At 50.9% G+C, this 14,028-nt stretch carries 15 protein-coding genes; 8 read left to right on the plus strand and 7 right to left on the minus strand.

Annotated features, from left to right (window positions below):
* Nucleotides 1-54: 54 nt before the first annotated feature.
* The 6 genes from AAIE04_RS23435 (at nt 55) to AAIE04_RS23460 (ending at nt 3,875) form a co-directional block, all read left to right on the plus strand.
* The gene (locus AAIE04_RS23435) at nt 55-327 is read left to right on the plus strand and encodes a hypothetical protein (protein WP_022650017.1); all 273 of its coding nucleotides are present in this window, start codon (nt 55-57) and stop codon (nt 325-327) included.
* A gap of 45 nt (nt 328-372) precedes the next feature.
* Complete coding sequence (locus AAIE04_RS23440; protein WP_022650016.1) at nt 373-732, plus strand: hypothetical protein; 360 nt, start codon at nt 373-375, stop codon at nt 730-732.
* A gap of 87 nt (nt 733-819) precedes the next feature.
* Nucleotides 820-1,083 (plus strand): hypothetical protein, encoded by a 264-nt coding sequence (locus AAIE04_RS23445; RefSeq protein ID WP_022650015.1) that lies wholly within the window; start codon nt 820-822, stop codon nt 1,081-1,083.
* Between the two features lie 39 nt (nt 1,084-1,122).
* Nucleotides 1,123-1,953, plus strand: coding sequence for an N-6 DNA methylase (locus AAIE04_RS23450; RefSeq protein ID WP_498577758.1), 831 nt, complete (start codon nt 1,123-1,125; stop codon nt 1,951-1,953).
* A 1,030-nt stretch (nt 1,954-2,983) separates the two neighbouring features.
* Complete coding sequence (locus AAIE04_RS23455) at nt 2,984-3,226, plus strand: hypothetical protein (RefSeq protein ID WP_498577759.1); 243 nt, start codon at nt 2,984-2,986, stop codon at nt 3,224-3,226.
* An 82-nt stretch (nt 3,227-3,308) separates the two neighbouring features.
* Nucleotides 3,309-3,875, plus strand: a complete 567-nt coding sequence (locus AAIE04_RS23460; protein ID WP_498577760.1) for a DUF5983 family protein — start codon at nt 3,309-3,311, stop codon at nt 3,873-3,875.
* A gap of 91 nt (nt 3,876-3,966) precedes the next feature.
* On the opposite strand, the gene AAIE04_RS23465 is transcribed toward AAIE04_RS23460, so the two are convergent.
* The gene (locus tag AAIE04_RS23465) at nt 3,967-4,275 is read right to left on the minus strand and encodes a hypothetical protein (RefSeq protein WP_032650552.1); all 309 of its coding nucleotides are present in this window, start codon (nt 4,273-4,275) and stop codon (nt 3,967-3,969) included.
* Between the two features lie 230 nt (nt 4,276-4,505).
* On the opposite strand from AAIE04_RS23465, the gene mobA reads away from it, so the two are divergent.
* Nucleotides 4,506-4,841 carry a plasmid mobilization protein MobA gene (gene mobA / locus AAIE04_RS23470; RefSeq protein WP_311382344.1) on the plus strand — a complete coding sequence of 112 codons (336 nt, stop codon included), beginning with the start codon at nt 4,506-4,508 and terminating at the stop codon, nt 4,839-4,841.
* A 21-nt stretch (nt 4,842-4,862) separates the two neighbouring features.
* Nucleotides 4,863-7,562: a relaxase/mobilization nuclease domain-containing protein gene (locus AAIE04_RS23475; RefSeq protein WP_498577761.1), complete on the plus strand. Its 2,700-nt coding sequence runs from the start codon at nt 4,863-4,865 to the stop codon at nt 7,560-7,562.
* 66 nt (nt 7,563-7,628) lie between these two features.
* Here the strand turns inward: AAIE04_RS23475 and AAIE04_RS23480 are convergent, their stop codons facing one another.
* The 6 genes from AAIE04_RS23480 to excA all read right to left on the minus strand — a co-directional run bounded on the left by AAIE04_RS23480 (nt 7,629) and on the right by excA (nt 14,011).
* Nucleotides 7,629-7,832 (minus strand): hypothetical protein, encoded by a 204-nt coding sequence (locus AAIE04_RS23480; RefSeq protein WP_123839396.1) that lies wholly within the window; start codon nt 7,830-7,832, stop codon nt 7,629-7,631.
* A 133-nt stretch (nt 7,833-7,965) separates the two neighbouring features.
* Nucleotides 7,966-8,235 (minus strand): hypothetical protein, encoded by a 270-nt coding sequence (locus tag AAIE04_RS23485; RefSeq protein WP_498577762.1) that lies wholly within the window; start codon nt 8,233-8,235, stop codon nt 7,966-7,968.
* A gap of 73 nt (nt 8,236-8,308) precedes the next feature.
* Nucleotides 8,309-10,609: an F-type conjugative transfer protein TrbC gene (trbC, locus tag AAIE04_RS23490; RefSeq protein ID WP_022650006.1), complete on the minus strand. Its 2,301-nt coding sequence runs from the start codon at nt 10,607-10,609 to the stop codon at nt 8,309-8,311.
* Nucleotides 10,610-10,612: 3 nt separating this feature from the next.
* Nucleotides 10,613-11,869: a thioredoxin fold domain-containing protein gene (locus tag AAIE04_RS23495; RefSeq protein ID WP_114078570.1), complete on the minus strand. Its 1,257-nt coding sequence runs from the start codon at nt 11,867-11,869 to the stop codon at nt 10,613-10,615.
* Complete coding sequence (locus AAIE04_RS23500; protein WP_045347613.1) at nt 11,850-13,058, minus strand: secretion/conjugation apparatus DotM-related subunit; 1,209 nt, start codon at nt 13,056-13,058, stop codon at nt 11,850-11,852. Before AAIE04_RS23500 ends, AAIE04_RS23495 begins: the two co-directional genes overlap by 20 nt.
* Before the next feature lie 320 nt (nt 13,059-13,378).
* Nucleotides 13,379-14,011: a plasmid IncI1-type surface exclusion protein ExcA gene (gene excA / locus AAIE04_RS23505; RefSeq protein ID WP_194514681.1), complete on the minus strand. Its 633-nt coding sequence runs from the start codon at nt 14,009-14,011 to the stop codon at nt 13,379-13,381.
* Nucleotides 14,012-14,028: the final 17 nt, after the last annotated feature.

Below are 14,028 nucleotides of genomic sequence, written 5' to 3' on the forward strand. Positions count from 1 at the left end.
CGCGAGAGAACTCACCAGGGAGATGGGCAACCATCACCACAGGAGAAAACCAGGATGCACACACGAAACGTCAACGTCAAAACCGCCGCTCAAGAATCTTCCAGGAAGATGGAGGAAGAACAAAACCCTGTTTCTGTCGCGAAGGAGTGGGTGGCTCAGGCCACTGCGCTGAAAGAGGGCGTCACTGTTACCGTGTCCGATGTGTCCCGATACGGCGATGTGCAGGTGGAGATCCGCACCAACGGAACGCTTAACTGGCGCGCCTGGTCGTTTCAACCTGATTTTCTTTTTGAACTGAAACGCAACCTGCAATACGTACAGCTGTAACCCCACGCCGGATATCCGGCATGTACTGATAAAAGGAGATAAACCATGCATTTACACACGACTGATTCTTTCGCTTCTCTTGATTCCAGCGCCAGCGCCGAATCGGAAATGGCCTACTGGCTGAGCCGTGAAAAGTCCGCACTGATCGCCCCCGTGGAAATCGATGTGAACAAATTCCACGATGCGGCAGGAATGCACCCACCGATGATCAACTGGCGTTGTGACACCGCGCAGGACACTGAAACCTTCATGCTGGCAGAGATGATCTGTATGAACGTGACGGACATTTTTGTCCGTATTGGAAAGCGTTATTTCCGCGTACGTGATTACAGCAACCTGAATCACGCCGATATCGTGGCGAAGGTGAAAGCAGCATTCAGCCCTGAGAGCCAGAGCCAGAAATGAAAAAAGCAGGCTTACGCCTGCTCCATCCACGCCGGATTTGAGCGATTCCAACGAAAAAATCCGGCTTTCACTAAAAGGAACAAACCCATGCAATTCAGTGAAGTTTCGATTGTTACACCAACCGCCCTCTATGTCCAGATGCAGGAGGCTCAAAACGCGCCCGTGAAAAAGCAGGTGCGTATCAAACGCGGTGAAATCGCCTGCAATGCCCTCAGTCCGGAAATGCGGGCACTGGGGCGTCATATTGCGCACTGCCGGAAAAAGGGGCGATCCGTACGTATTCCCGCCATGCGCGGGAGCGAGTGGGGTCATGTGCTGCGCACGCTTGAACTGAGCCGCGCCTGTAACTGACAACAACGCCGCCCCTGACGGGGCGGCAGGAGAAAAAACATGACCCAGATTTGCTTTGCCGATTTCTTCAATGAGACAAAAAGGCGCGGAGCCGCCCGCCCTGTCGTGCAGACGGCTCCGGCTGTCCAGTCAGAGCAAGTCCCCCCGCGTCTTATCAGCATCGACACCGCGCGTAAGCAGTTTATCAGTCTGTTTAACCAGACTGCCCGCCACCTTCACCGCTGGGATGTATTCAGCGATTTTGTCAGACTTGCCGCGAGCGAACTGGATATTGCGCGGGTGAGAACGCCAGAGAACGCGGAAAACTGCCGGAAGATCTGCGCGCGATACGATGCGGACGATATCCGCAATTTTCATGAGTTGTTCCGTCTGATGGTTTGCGCGCTGGAGGCTAAATTCCATGACTTCATCGGCTCAATTTTTATGGAGCTTGAGCTGGGGTCGGGATGTATGGGGCAATATTTTACCCCCTATTCTGTCCAGTCAATGATGGCCAGAATGCTGGTTTCCGGCATCAAAGAGACGGTCACGCGGGAGGGTATCGCGACGATAAGCGATCCGGCCTGCGGTTCGGCAGGAATGATTATTGCCTATGCTGAATGTCTGCTTGAGGCTGATATCAATCCGTCCGCGCACCTGTTCGCCAGTTGCATCGATATTGATCCGGTTGCTGCCGATATGGCATTTATCCAGTTGTCTCTTTTGGGGATTGCGGCGGAGGTGGTGACAGGGAACACGCTCACGATGCAGTTCAATCGTGTACGGTATACGCCTGTTTACTATCTCAACGACTTTGAAGCGAAGCTGAACACTCAGCGCAGACTTAAAGCCATGATGGACTTTATGCGCGATTTATCGAAAGCCGCCTGATAAGGGCAGGGGAGGTGCTCAGCGCCTCCCGATGAGTCCAGCTGCTCCGGTTAGAGTCTGGATCATGGTAATTATCTTTTCTTTGGTGGTTTTCCGGTGTCCGAAGGAAGGAACAGCAGCAGCGATAGAAAGCGTTACGGTTGCCAGCTCTACTACCCGCGATACCTTTTCCGACTTCTCGTAAACTTTCCATGTTCGCAGGCTGACTCCAAGCTCTTCGGCCGCCCTGTCACTGCTCCAGTTCATACCTTTTCGCCATAAACGAAGTTCGTAACCCGTCATTTTCTGATACCTAAATAAGTGCAGATTCTGCACTTATTTTAGTGTTTTTTTTGTGGGAAAGTACATATGAATAAAGTGCAGATTCTGCACTTTTATTGGTTTTTTTTTGTGGATTAATTTGATGCTAAATGACGACGAAAAGCATGTTGTCAGGACTGACATCTGGGTACCTTCGGCTCCCCGTCGCTGCCGGGTCGTCGCCTGCACTTCGCGTGGTGGCCGTACGCCCACCGCGCTACGCGGAGCCGCACGCGTCTCCGTCCTGACGGATAGCAAGCGATACCTGAACCCATCCCGCTTGCAGCTGCCGTTCCGGCAGCGCCGCTCCCACTGACCGCCACGGCGGCCGCAAGGGAACGCCGGATTAACCGGCGCCTTCTGCCGTCCTGTCCGTTTCTGCCGTGAAAGCCTTTCATTACTTATGCACTCTGACAGAGCGCCTCTGTTCAGCAAGGGACGCTGACGCTTTCCGTCCAGATTTTTTCTCGCAGGCTCCAAATAATCTGTCCTTCACCCCTGCTTTCCATCGTCACCCTGTCAGGGCATTAGCGTAATGAAGGCATTTCCCTCATTGCAAGAAAACGGAAAAGGACGACGGCAGAAAAGGCCGGATGGCCTGCAAGATTTGCGTCGTAAGACGCGCAGGATATTGCCGGAAGACTGGCAATAAAAAAGCAGGGCGGGTGCCCTGCCTGTTTACACGGGCTGCTGTAACAGCTCGTTATCACAATGACTCTGAGGAGGCACTATGAAAGACCAGTTCATCGTCGCATGTCGCGAATACTTTGTAAAGGAGCGGGTTAAAACCCGTCATCCACGGAAAATCCGCGAAACGTTGAAACCAGACGCTATCGCGCCACATCTGAAACAACTGGGGACATCACTTGTCCGTTGCGGGCGTATTCATAAACCGATCCATATTCCAGCACTTAACGGGGCTGAATGGGATCACATCCTGAGTACGCTTGAGCTTTCCCGCGCGTACGCCTGATAACCACCGCCCTGCAACGGGGCGGTAATTTAATAACACAGTGCCGGAGTATTATCCGGCACATTTTTGGAAGAAATGGAACATGCCACACTACATATCCCGTGCGCCTCATGGCGTCACCTGTATCCGTCTTGATAACGGTGATGAAGCTCTCTTTGTGAATGGAGAACTGATTTCCTCATGTACAGCCAGTGAACTTTATCCGCGTATTATTGCATCAGGGTTGAACCTGTCGACGGTACTTAGCTTGCCATTTAAACAGCTTACTGCTCAGGTTCCTGATAACCCTAAATGGACATGGGAGGATGTTACTGCATCGCTCGGATGGGGACAGCGTACTGAACTTAATCACAAAGTTTTGCGTTCTGTTCTGGAATGTAGTCTGAGCCATATTACGCGGAGGGATAGCGAGATTCTGAGCGAACTATGTCACGCCGAGTATGAAAGCGAATGGATCCATGAATCCGATCTGGGTTACATCATTCGTGTTGATGCCGTCAGTTATCCGCTTCTCATTCTGAAACATCATGGTATTTCAAAAGCGGCGAGAATAGTGATTTACACTGCCATGATAAAGGCTGACATCAGCATGGTTCATTTTACTTCATGGGGAGAAATGCTGGCAGACGTTCCGACCTTTGAATGGTAATTTCTACATCATCTCCCTTCTTACCAGGCTGAAAAAATATTTCATCCTGGTAAGAAAAATTTCAGTACATCACATCTTCAGGATGCAGGAATTATTTCGTTGGTGATGACGAATTTCCTGCCGTCGACCTGCGATTTTTACGGGCTGGTTTGTTTTTATCAGCATCACGAACGATTTCACGAAGTGCTCTCTCACTGATTTCATACCCCGTGGTTTTTAGTGTCTCTTTAATGTCTGAGACCGTGTAACCTTTGGTTTTTACCAGTGCTAACAGGTCATCACGGATTGCATCCAGAAATTCCTTTTGTGATTTGCGCTGAGGTGTCAGATCCGGTAAACCAGCCAGAGCAACCTTTGCCAGCTCGATATCTTCATCTGAATAAAACGCCTTCTTACTCATCTTCTTACCCCTTTCAGAATATTGTCATCCAAATCATAACATTGACCACTCAAAAGTGGCAGTGCTCCGCACTGCCTATGCCGTCAAATCGCCACTAGGCGAAACAGCCAGCGAAGCGTATAATGGCTCGAAAGACGGGACAGGATGTGCATTTGTAATACCGCGCACGCACGATATTACAAATGCCACCTGGTCAGGGCTCCGCCCCGACACCCGAGTAAGGAGCACACATGAGCGACAAAGCATCCCGAAGGGGAAGTGATAAACGGCAGAAAACCGTAATCAAGACCCTGAGATTCACGCCGGATGAAATCGAAGAGATTGAACAGAAAGCGGAAGCAGTGGGGCAAAGCGTATCGGCTTATATCCGTAACGCAGCGATGAACAGAAAGATGATTTCACTCATCGACGACAGCTTTATGACCGAGCTTTTAAGGCTGGGGAGACTGCAAAAGCATCTCTTTGTTGAAGGGAAACGAGTGGGTGATAAGGAATACTCCACGGTCCTTGTCGCAATAACAGAACTGTCGACCACGCTCAGAAATAAACTCATGAACAACGATTAGCACGGAGAGAAGAACAACATCATGATCCCGGTTATTCCACCGAAACGACAAGACGGCAAGTCCTCCTTTGGGGACCTGGTTTCGTACGTTTCTGTTCGTGATGAGCCGCGCGATGATGATTTAATGGAAGCCGTTAAAGCTTCCGGAACAAAGCCAGAAATGCCGCACAGCAGCCGCTTTTCCCGTCTGGTTGACTACGCTACTAAACTGCGTGATGAGTCGTTTATCTCGCTGGTTGACGTGATGCCTGACGGCGGGGAATGGGTGAATTTTTACGGTGTGACCTGTTTCCACAATTGCACATCAATTGAAAGTGCAGCTGAAGAAATGGAGTTCTCCGCACGTAAAGCGAAGTTTGCCCATAACAAAAGCGACCCTGTATTCCACTATATTCTGAGCTGGCAGTCGCACGAAAGTCCGCGCCCTGAACAGATTTACGATTCGGTCAGCCATACACTTTCCCGTCTCGGTTTAGCGGGTCATCAGTTCGTTGCTGCCGTTCACACTGACACGGATAACCTCCACGTTCACATCGCTGTAAATCGCGTACATCCGGAGACTGGTTATCTTAACCGTCTTGCTTACAGCCAGGAAAAACTGAGTAAGGCCTGTCGTGAACTGGAGCTCAAACATGGGTTTTCACCTGACAATGGCTGCTATGTGATTGCCCCTGATAATCGTATTGTTCGTCGTACCTCTGTTGAACGCGATCGTCAAAGTGCCTGGAAACGTGGCCGTAATCAGAGCCTGAGAGAATATATCGCTGACACGGCAATAGCTGGTTTACGGGAGTCACCGGTGACCGACTGGTCTTCTCTCCATCAGCGTTTTGCGAAAGAAGGCCTGTTCCTGACAAAGGAGAGCGGCGAGCTAAAAGTGAAGGATGGCTGGGACAGTGAACGTCCTGGCGTTACGCTTTCTGCGTTTGGACACGCCTTTGATACCGATAAACTTATTCGTAAACTGGGTGAGTTTGTTCCTCCTGTACAGGACATTTTCTCGCAAGTTCCGGCTGTCGGCCGCTATGAACCAGACAAGATTATTATGCCGTCTCGCCCTGAACGGATGACAGAGAAAGAATCCTTATCGGACTATGCGATCGCACGTTTACGGGCGCCGCTGATTGCACTTGATCAGGATCCAACGCAGCGAACCATACAGTCAGTGCATACGCTTCTGGCACAGTCTGGACTGTATCTGAAAGAACAGCATGACCGTCTGGTTATCTGTGACGGGTATGACTCAACGCGTACACCTGTCAGGGCGGAACGTGTGTGGCCTGCGCTAACGAAGGCTATTCTGGACTCGTATAAAGGAGGCTGGCAGCCGGTACCGAAAGACATTTTCCAGCAGGTTCCCCCTGCGGAACAGTTCACCGGCGGCAGTCTGGAAGCCACCCCAGTATCCGACCGGGAATGGCGAAAACTGCGAACAGGTTCGGGCCCGCAGGGGGCGCTGAAACGTGAGATTTTCTCTGATAAGGAAAGCCTCTGGGGCTATGCGGTTTCACACTGCCGTCAGGACATTGAGTCGCTTATCGGTAGTGGTGAATTTACCTGGGAACGCTGTCATGAGCTACTGGCGCGTCAGGGGCTGTTGCTGATGCGCGAGCAGCAGGGCCTGGTTGTGATGGACGCTTACAATCACGAACAGACCCCTGTAAAGGCCAGCCACGTTCATCCTGATCTGACGCTTGCGCGTGCGGAACCCCATGCTGGTTCGTTTGTTTCGGTGCCGGCAGACATCTTTGAACGTGTTAAGCCGGCCAGCCGTTACAATCCGGAACTGGCCGTGAGCGACCGCGATATTCCGGGTATGAAGCGTGATCCTGAATTGCGTCGCCAGCGTCGCGAAGCGCGCGCAGCTGCGCGAGAAGATCTGAAAGCCCGTTATGCAGCCTGGCGGGCTAACTGGCAGCGCCCTGATTTGCATGGCCGTGAACGTTACCAGGCGATTCATGGCGAATGCAGGATACGTAAAGCGCGCATCCGTATCGAACATCGTGACCCTCTGGTGAGGAAGCTGCATTATCATATTGCAGAGCTTCAGCGCATGCAGGCACTGATTGCGCTGAAAGAAACCATGAAGGCTGAACGAGCTGAGCTTATCGGGCAGGGGAAATGGTATCCGCCGTCTTACCGGCAGTGGGTTGAAGCTGAAGCGGTGAAAGGTGACAAGGCTGCGATATCGCAGCTGAGAGGATGGGATTACAGGGATCGTCGTGGTAATGCGGTGAAATCCACAACAGACAACCGATGTGTCGTTATCTGTGAGCCAGGCGGAACGCCGATGTATTCCGGTGTTCCTGGCCTGCGGGCTTCACTGAAGAAGAACGGTCGCGTCCAGTTCCGCGATCCGGAGACAGGCCGCCATATTTGTACCGACTATGGCGACAGGGTTATTTTCCGGAACAGTGGCGATTACGATGCGCTTAAGCGGGATATGGTCAAAGTCGCGCCGGTTCTCTTCAGCCGTTCTCCGAGCGTCGCGATGGCTCCGGAAGGGAATAATGAACAGTTCAATACAGCTTTTGCCAAAATGGTGGCATGGCACAATGTGAACCACCGTGATGAAGGTGAATACCAGATCTCGCGACCGGAGGTCGACCAGGTGCGTGTTGAAAGCGAGATGCGCTTTGCTGAAATGACGAATCAGGGGAGTAATACAGAAGCTGTGCGCAATGAGTCAGGACCAAACTGGAAACCACCTTCACCGTTATAAGCATTCGGGGACCAGATGGAATTTAGCCCGCAGATAAGAAATAAAAAAGGCCGCAAATGCGGCCTTTTAAACTTTTAGAGGATGTTTTATGTCATAACAAGCGACAACGCCCGTGACTACATGGAACGCAAGCAATACATAGGCAAAGCCGCATGATGTCCAGAAGACAGCAAAACTATCATCAGCACCTATGAAAGAAGCGAAAATAAAGAATAACTGAAGTGAGCAACCTGCAATAGATAAAACCAGTGTCTGTTTAGGAATGTTCATTCTCTGCCCCCTGTTTTATCAATCATACTTATCAATTTCTCGTACTGCCAGCAGAACGGGATAGTGTGAATCTGTGCCCAATCCGGAGGGTAGCATAATCAGGTCAAAAAAAAGGCCGCTTTCGCGGCCTTATTTAGTTGAATGCGATGCGTGGGACTAATTCCCATTCAGCATGGTCTTTCTTTAAAACACATTTGTATTCAGAACCATCGTGTTTTATCTGCAACCCAACAGTATAAAGCTTCTCGCCATCGGAGCAGGCGTACACCTTCTGCTGGTTCGTGAGGAGGATGTTACGGATTTCAGTCAGCTGCGCCACGGCATCGGTGTCGATAACGGGCTGGGGCGCTGCAGCGGCAACGCATGAAATACCAAAGAGGGCGGCAAATAGTAGTTTCTTCATTTCATTTCCTTCATTTCTATATCATTTTGTTTATCGGCAGCTGTTCCTGAAACAAGACAATTTTTTTGAACTATCACTCTGGCCACTCCATATCCGGATGTGGTGAATCAGGCAGTTTCGGGGAGATAAATGGCTCGTTTCGATATCTGGAAGGAGGAATATAAGCCGGCTGCGGGAGTGTCAGCGTTCTCAGTATCGCATCTGGTGCGAGCTGAATTTCTTCAGCGCTTACTTGCGTCGGTTCCGATTCAGGCTTATTAAGCGTGATGTACCGTATTGTACGTTCTGCCATAGTGGTTGTTCTGATTACCTCCAGCGCTTCTTCCCAGAGGTTTTCTTCCCGTCCACGGTGGTCCGTATCATATTCAGTCATCAGATTATGCGCTTCCTGGCGATTGGCCAGACGCTGCTGAAAGGTATCGATTATCTTCCAGGGTTCAGCTTTTGCCGCTTTACGCCGACGCGAGGGCTTTTCTGTCAGAACACCAATGATTTTGCTGACGTTCTCCGGAGCAGGAAGACGGCGCTGCGCTGTTCGTGGAACAAGTTTACGTAGTTGCTTAAGGTTCGGTGGGTTAATCGTGATGTATCGGTTGATAATGACGGGTGCATTGCACGTTTTGTCCTGCGGCTCGATGTAGAAGGATGCTCCCGGAACCGGATCGCCCTGAAACACCGTGTAGTTCTCACCTGGCTGCAATTTAATCAGATCCTGCACATTGATTTTGTTCTCCATCTGAATATTGATGTGGTCGCCATCGATCCAGGAGGTACCAATGATACCGTCACGCCGTTGCAGGCTGACCATGTTCGCCCGGGCTTCCTGTCCTGCGGCATTAGTGATTGTCTTTGCCGTTTTATCATCACTTACGATTTTACCCGCAACCTTAGTGCCGGCGTTTTGCATCAGGGTGGCAACGTTTGTGGCTGAGGTCTGGCTTTCAATGCGCTCCTGGTCCTGGCTCATCATGACGATAGAAAAGTCCAGGGAACGTACCTGTGTGGCCTGAACGGCAATACGCTCGGTATAATAGGCTCCCACCTCGTCGAGATAGTTCATGTAGGGGAAGGGGCCTTTGTATTTGGTGATTTCGAGAGCTTCGGAATCTAGCCCTTCCAGACGATGTCCCAGGTCCCGGGCCAGTATCATGCTCTGCTGGGTAACAAACATTCTCCCCAGTGCAGAGGTTGTGTGCTGAGAGGTGTTCATTGCCGGGATAAGGACCAGGAGTATCCGGTCGCTGTGAATGCTGTCGCGAATATCAATGTCACCGGCATCCTCAGCGAAGATATTACCGAACGTTTCCGTAAATGTGTTGAAGGTTTCCAGAAACTGCCCAGTCAGGTAGCTGTGCTGCTTGCGCGGCTCTTCTGTCCAGGCTGAAGGCTGGCGAACGGTGGCCATATCGAAACCCGGTACGTCTACCAGATAATTATAGAGCGGAGAGACAGCTTCCTCTGGCCATTGATCGTCTATGGCACGGCAGTAAAGCTCTGCCAGTTTCTCCAGTGGCATAAACTCGCGCAGCAGCTGCAACGACATGGTTTTGTTTTCACGGACGCAATAGAACTTCGTGCCAAAAACCAGCGCCTTGTTCATTGCAATTGCTCTGGACTGCCATTCTCCCCCCTGTACGTTGGTCGGCAGCATTGATTGCATCGTCTCAGCAACAAAGGCCTCAGTGCTATAGCAGAAGGGGTTCCACTGGTGAGACTGTGGCCGACTTTTATCACCGTTGTGGATCATCTCACTGCGGGACATGCCGCTATTCATGAAGTTGATGTACTCCACATCATCCTCACGCCCAAAGCGGCGGGCCAGGTAGTAGCAGGTGCGCGCCGTGTCGTTCTGCGCCTTGCCGTCAACAAAGGTGAAGCCCCGACCCCAGCAAAATGAATTGAGCATCCACGCATAGATGGTTTCGGTTTTCCCTCCACCGGTCGAGGCAAAGAACATTACATGACGGGTCAGGTCATCAATGGTGAGCCAGAGTTCGCGCCCGATATCATTCATTCGCCTGTAGCCGAGATAGAATATTCCCTTACCTTTACTTTCCTGCGTTGTTTCATACTGAAACAGTGAGGGGAACCTTCTGAACAGGCTGCGCCGTACCTTCCGATCTTCAGAGGGGTCTACTTTATTCAGGTGGACAGGCATTCGCATGGGCATACGCCAGCGGTGTGTTCCAAAGCTGATGCTGGCCACGATGGCCAGCAAAAGCAAAAGCGGTATGGCGAGTGGCCAGATAAACCCCGCCACCACACTTCCTGCCATAATGCCGGCATACAGCAGGTGGTCGCGTAAAAGCTCAAGAACAGGGGAGTTCCAGGCATTGCGCTTCATGAGCGCCTGGTTAACGGGCGTATAATTCATGGTTTACTCCTGGATACTGAGGGAACTCACAAAGCGGTCGACCTGTTCTGGTGACATTGGATCTGTAATTTTCAGGAAGTGATCAATTTTATCCGGCGCGGTCAGCATGCCCGTTGCCAGGCGAATGCCCGTGTCAGTCAGCACTGTCGGCGTACCTGAAAAACCAAAGGTGCGGAAGCCAGTATCGTTAACGGCTACTACGGCCTGAGCCGACGCGGAACAGTCTGAGCTCATCTGTGGAGGTGTTGTCTGTCCCGGAACCAGCATACCTGCGTCCGGTCGGAAAAGATCACTCCATGCAACAGCACGAGCTGTCTGGTCCTTCTCGCATAAAACCGGAATGATCTTCTCTACAGCATCGCCGCCGTCATTCACGACTGATACAGGGAATACAACAACGTTGTAACGCTGCGCCAGCTGTTCGATTGCCGGCTCCATACTTCTGCAGACCGCACAGGTTGGATCGAGGAATGCATACAGCGTACGCTCATGCCCGGTTGAGAGCTGGATGGTGAACAGACCGCGATCGGTACTGCGCTTCAGTATTTCCACCATCTTCTGTCGCGCTGGCTGTTCCGTCGCTTCTTTTTTTACTGATGTGGTTGACGTTACCGCTGCCGGTGCTGTTTTCAGGGCTTCAGAAGGCGAAGCCGGTAAGGATTTATGACTTTCCTTCATAATATTCTGCATGTTGTCGGATTCAGCCTGGGCAGCCTGAATGACTGTATTGCCTGCCGCTGGGTTGGCTGGCTCCTGAACAGCAACAGTCTGCCGCGACCGGGCCGGTGCGATTGCGCCTGGTTCTGCCGGGATAGTCAGTGTCTGGTTTCCCACATTGAGTGAGAAATGGTTGTCCGTACCCAGGAGCCATAACGAAGATGCTATCAGCGCGCCGCTCACAAACAGGGCAAGGGACTTAATACGGCGTTTCATTATTGCCTTACTCTGGGTTTTGAGGTGTCGCGCTATGGTGTTTAAGACTTCCGCTGCATCGTGCATCGGGTCATCAAGAAGTGTCACGGCTTCTGCTGAATATGGATAAAAAGCGATGAGCTTTTTATCGTGGATGGCCATATGCTGAGGCTCACGAAAGGTGAACAGAGCCTGAGGAACACCATGTCCGTGTTGATGTAAAACCACAATGGTGTCGTTACAACGAAAGGTGGTGTAGGTGCTTTCCAGCGACATAATGAGACTCCAGTAGACAGTAAGATAATTAGCGTCAGAAATGAGCGAAATTTCAGAAGATGAGATCGTCATCGTCACCCGGGCGAGTGATGACGTCTTCCGTGAGTGACCAGTTGGTCCGGATGCGACGCCTGCGGTCGCGGTCTGGCTGAGGTTCGTTCCAGATTAGACCCAGGGACAGCATATCGATGCGCAATCCCTCAATGGCTTCATCGACGCAGGCTTGCGGGCAGGGGAGGCCAAGTCGGATAGCCTCGCTCTCGGTGCGGGCGACGGCGACGATACCTGCACCTTCAATAAATCCTTTGGTGGTGTTTGCCCGGTGCAGGGCATAGAAGAGTGGGCGGTCTACCCCCTTTAGCCATAGCCAGTTAGGTGGTGTCAGCCGTAAATCATGCGCGTACAGCCAGACCAGACCACTTCTGACGTAACGGTGCTCACGCAACCACTGTTTCGCGCCTTCGCTCTGGATGACGCGCTTAAAAGCGGTTCTCGCCAGCGCATAGACCGGAACTGAGAAATTCCCCTTATCACGGCGGCTTTTTATCCGACAGGAGCGGTTCAGGGCATCCATTAATTGACGTGCGGCCGGTCGGTCGTCCAGGAAAAACTGAAGGCCGAATATTGCGAATAATGCCTTTTCATGAGGGGCGAGACTTTTCCATCCATTAAGTGGACGCCCCAGTTGGGCCATAAAAACAGCCCGGCAGCGGGCAACATCGAGCTGCATATTACTGATGAGTTCATGCTCTTCAGCGAAACCCTCAGGGCTTTGTGCCGGACGTCTTTCTGGACGACGTTTATCAAGCAACAGGCGACTGGAATCCCCCTCATTAAGAATGGGGGCAATTGCAGGAGAAATGGTTTCCATAGCGAAGGGCAGCGTGCTGATATTGAGTACCCGTCGCGTTTGCCAGTTTCGTGCAGGATGGCATAACCAGCTCCACAGCGAAGCGGTAGACAGGGGAATGAGGAATATCATCAGGATCACCGTCGTTTGCTTCATCACGTTGATCCACTGATCGTAAGTGATGTTTTCGGCATTGTTGGCGGTGACGGCCAGCAGGTTATAACGCGGTGCGGCCCAGGTGTGGAAGGGGCCAAAATCAGCCATGCCCCACAGGGTATGCAAAATGAAACATGACCAGTACACAAACTCAGGCAAGAACAGCCATGCAACAAGCAGAAGCATAATGCCCAGGATGGCGAGGGCTCCAAGAAATTCAAGCGGGTCAGTCGTTCCCGCGCGAGCGGATGTCATGGAAAAGCTCCCTAAATAAAAACGATGAAGACTAACTGAATAAAAGAGGGCAGCAGAGCCCGAGCTTACGAAAAGTTAGCAAGCGTATTTACTGGTAATAACGGCAGGTGAAATTATATTGATTGGTCAAATATTAGATTGTTGAGGATCTGATACGGATCTCCTTTGTTTTAGTGAGTGGCATTAATAAGATGGGTTGTGGTTTTTATTATCATCATCTGTTTTAAAGTGAATTTTCAGAGCGATGATCTGCGTTAATGAAATCAATGAAAATAGCCGGCAATTAAACCGGCTATTTATTGGAGGGTATTGGATGTGTTTCAGGCCAGAATGGGAACAGGTAGTCCTGTCAGAGATTCGATCTCGGCACGTTTTTTATTCACGACATCGTGGAAGTTGAAGTTATAGGTGTATCCTTTGTTGTTCATTGCATGCAGATGGTTAGCAATACTGGATGCAGCACCGGTATCGATAGGAATCATCGGCAATGATGTGAACCTTGTAAAGAGACGCAACTTTGAATCTTCAACCTCTGTACGTGTCAGGCTGTAAGCATCGAAGCCAATGACATCCATGACATTGCCCGGGTAGATTCGGACGTACAAAAAGGTTCCTTGCTGAAAGTCAAAACCCAGGTAGGTACTTTTCCAGAAGAGCCAGCCCTCAGAAGTGCTTTCCGGGTTGAAATGCCCTGTCTCCTTGATTTTCTCAACAACAGCAAGGATCTTTTTTTTGCGTTTCTTGGCTATAACATAATTGATGGCAAATGGACCGAATAACAGTAAGCAACTTGTTATGGCGTATAGATATGCCTCCGGGCGTACGTACTCATCCATGATGATTGAAATGGAGCATAGAAAAAAAATCAGCATGAAAGAGATTATACCGAACTTTAAAAATAAAGACTTTGCAACAGAGTATAAAACCCACCACTTAGGGAATCTATCTTTCACAGTAAACCCTCCTTAGG

This window comes from Serratia sp. Ae19-1 (assembly GCF_059801225.1).

Excerpts from the sequence above, each read along its gene's own strand:
- AAIE04_RS23495 (WP_114078570.1), bottom strand. The coding sequence starts at position 11,869 with ATGACGATCTCATCTTCTGAAATTTCGCTCATTTCTGACGCTAATTAT.
- AAIE04_RS23465 (WP_032650552.1), bottom strand. The coding sequence starts at position 4,275 with ATGAGTAAGAAGGCGTTTTATTCAGATGAAGATATCGAGCTGGCAAAG.
- AAIE04_RS23455 (WP_498577759.1), top strand. The coding sequence starts at position 2,984 with ATGAAAGACCAGTTCATCGTCGCATGTCGCGAATACTTTGTAAAGGAG.
- AAIE04_RS23480 (WP_123839396.1), bottom strand. The coding sequence starts at position 7,832 with ATGAACATTCCTAAACAGACACTGGTTTTATCTATTGCAGGTTGCTCA.
- AAIE04_RS23460 (WP_498577760.1), top strand. The coding sequence starts at position 3,309 with ATGCCACACTACATATCCCGTGCGCCTCATGGCGTCACCTGTATCCGT.
- AAIE04_RS23485 (WP_498577762.1), bottom strand. The coding sequence starts at position 8,235 with ATGAAGAAACTACTATTTGCCGCCCTCTTTGGTATTTCATGCGTTGCC.
- AAIE04_RS23445 (WP_022650015.1), top strand. The coding sequence starts at position 820 with ATGCAATTCAGTGAAGTTTCGATTGTTACACCAACCGCCCTCTATGTC.
- mobA (WP_311382344.1), top strand. The coding sequence starts at position 4,506 with ATGAGCGACAAAGCATCCCGAAGGGGAAGTGATAAACGGCAGAAAACC.
- trbC (WP_022650006.1), bottom strand. The coding sequence starts at position 10,609 with ATGAATTATACGCCCGTTAACCAGGCGCTCATGAAGCGCAATGCCTGG.
- AAIE04_RS23500 (WP_045347613.1), bottom strand. The coding sequence starts at position 13,058 with ATGACATCCGCTCGCGCGGGAACGACTGACCCGCTTGAATTTCTTGGA.
- AAIE04_RS23435 (WP_022650017.1), top strand. The coding sequence starts at position 55 with ATGCACACACGAAACGTCAACGTCAAAACCGCCGCTCAAGAATCTTCC.
- AAIE04_RS23440 (WP_022650016.1), top strand. The coding sequence starts at position 373 with ATGCATTTACACACGACTGATTCTTTCGCTTCTCTTGATTCCAGCGCC.
- AAIE04_RS23450 (WP_498577758.1), top strand. The coding sequence starts at position 1,123 with ATGACCCAGATTTGCTTTGCCGATTTCTTCAATGAGACAAAAAGGCGC.
- AAIE04_RS23475 (WP_498577761.1), top strand. The coding sequence starts at position 4,863 with ATGATCCCGGTTATTCCACCGAAACGACAAGACGGCAAGTCCTCCTTT.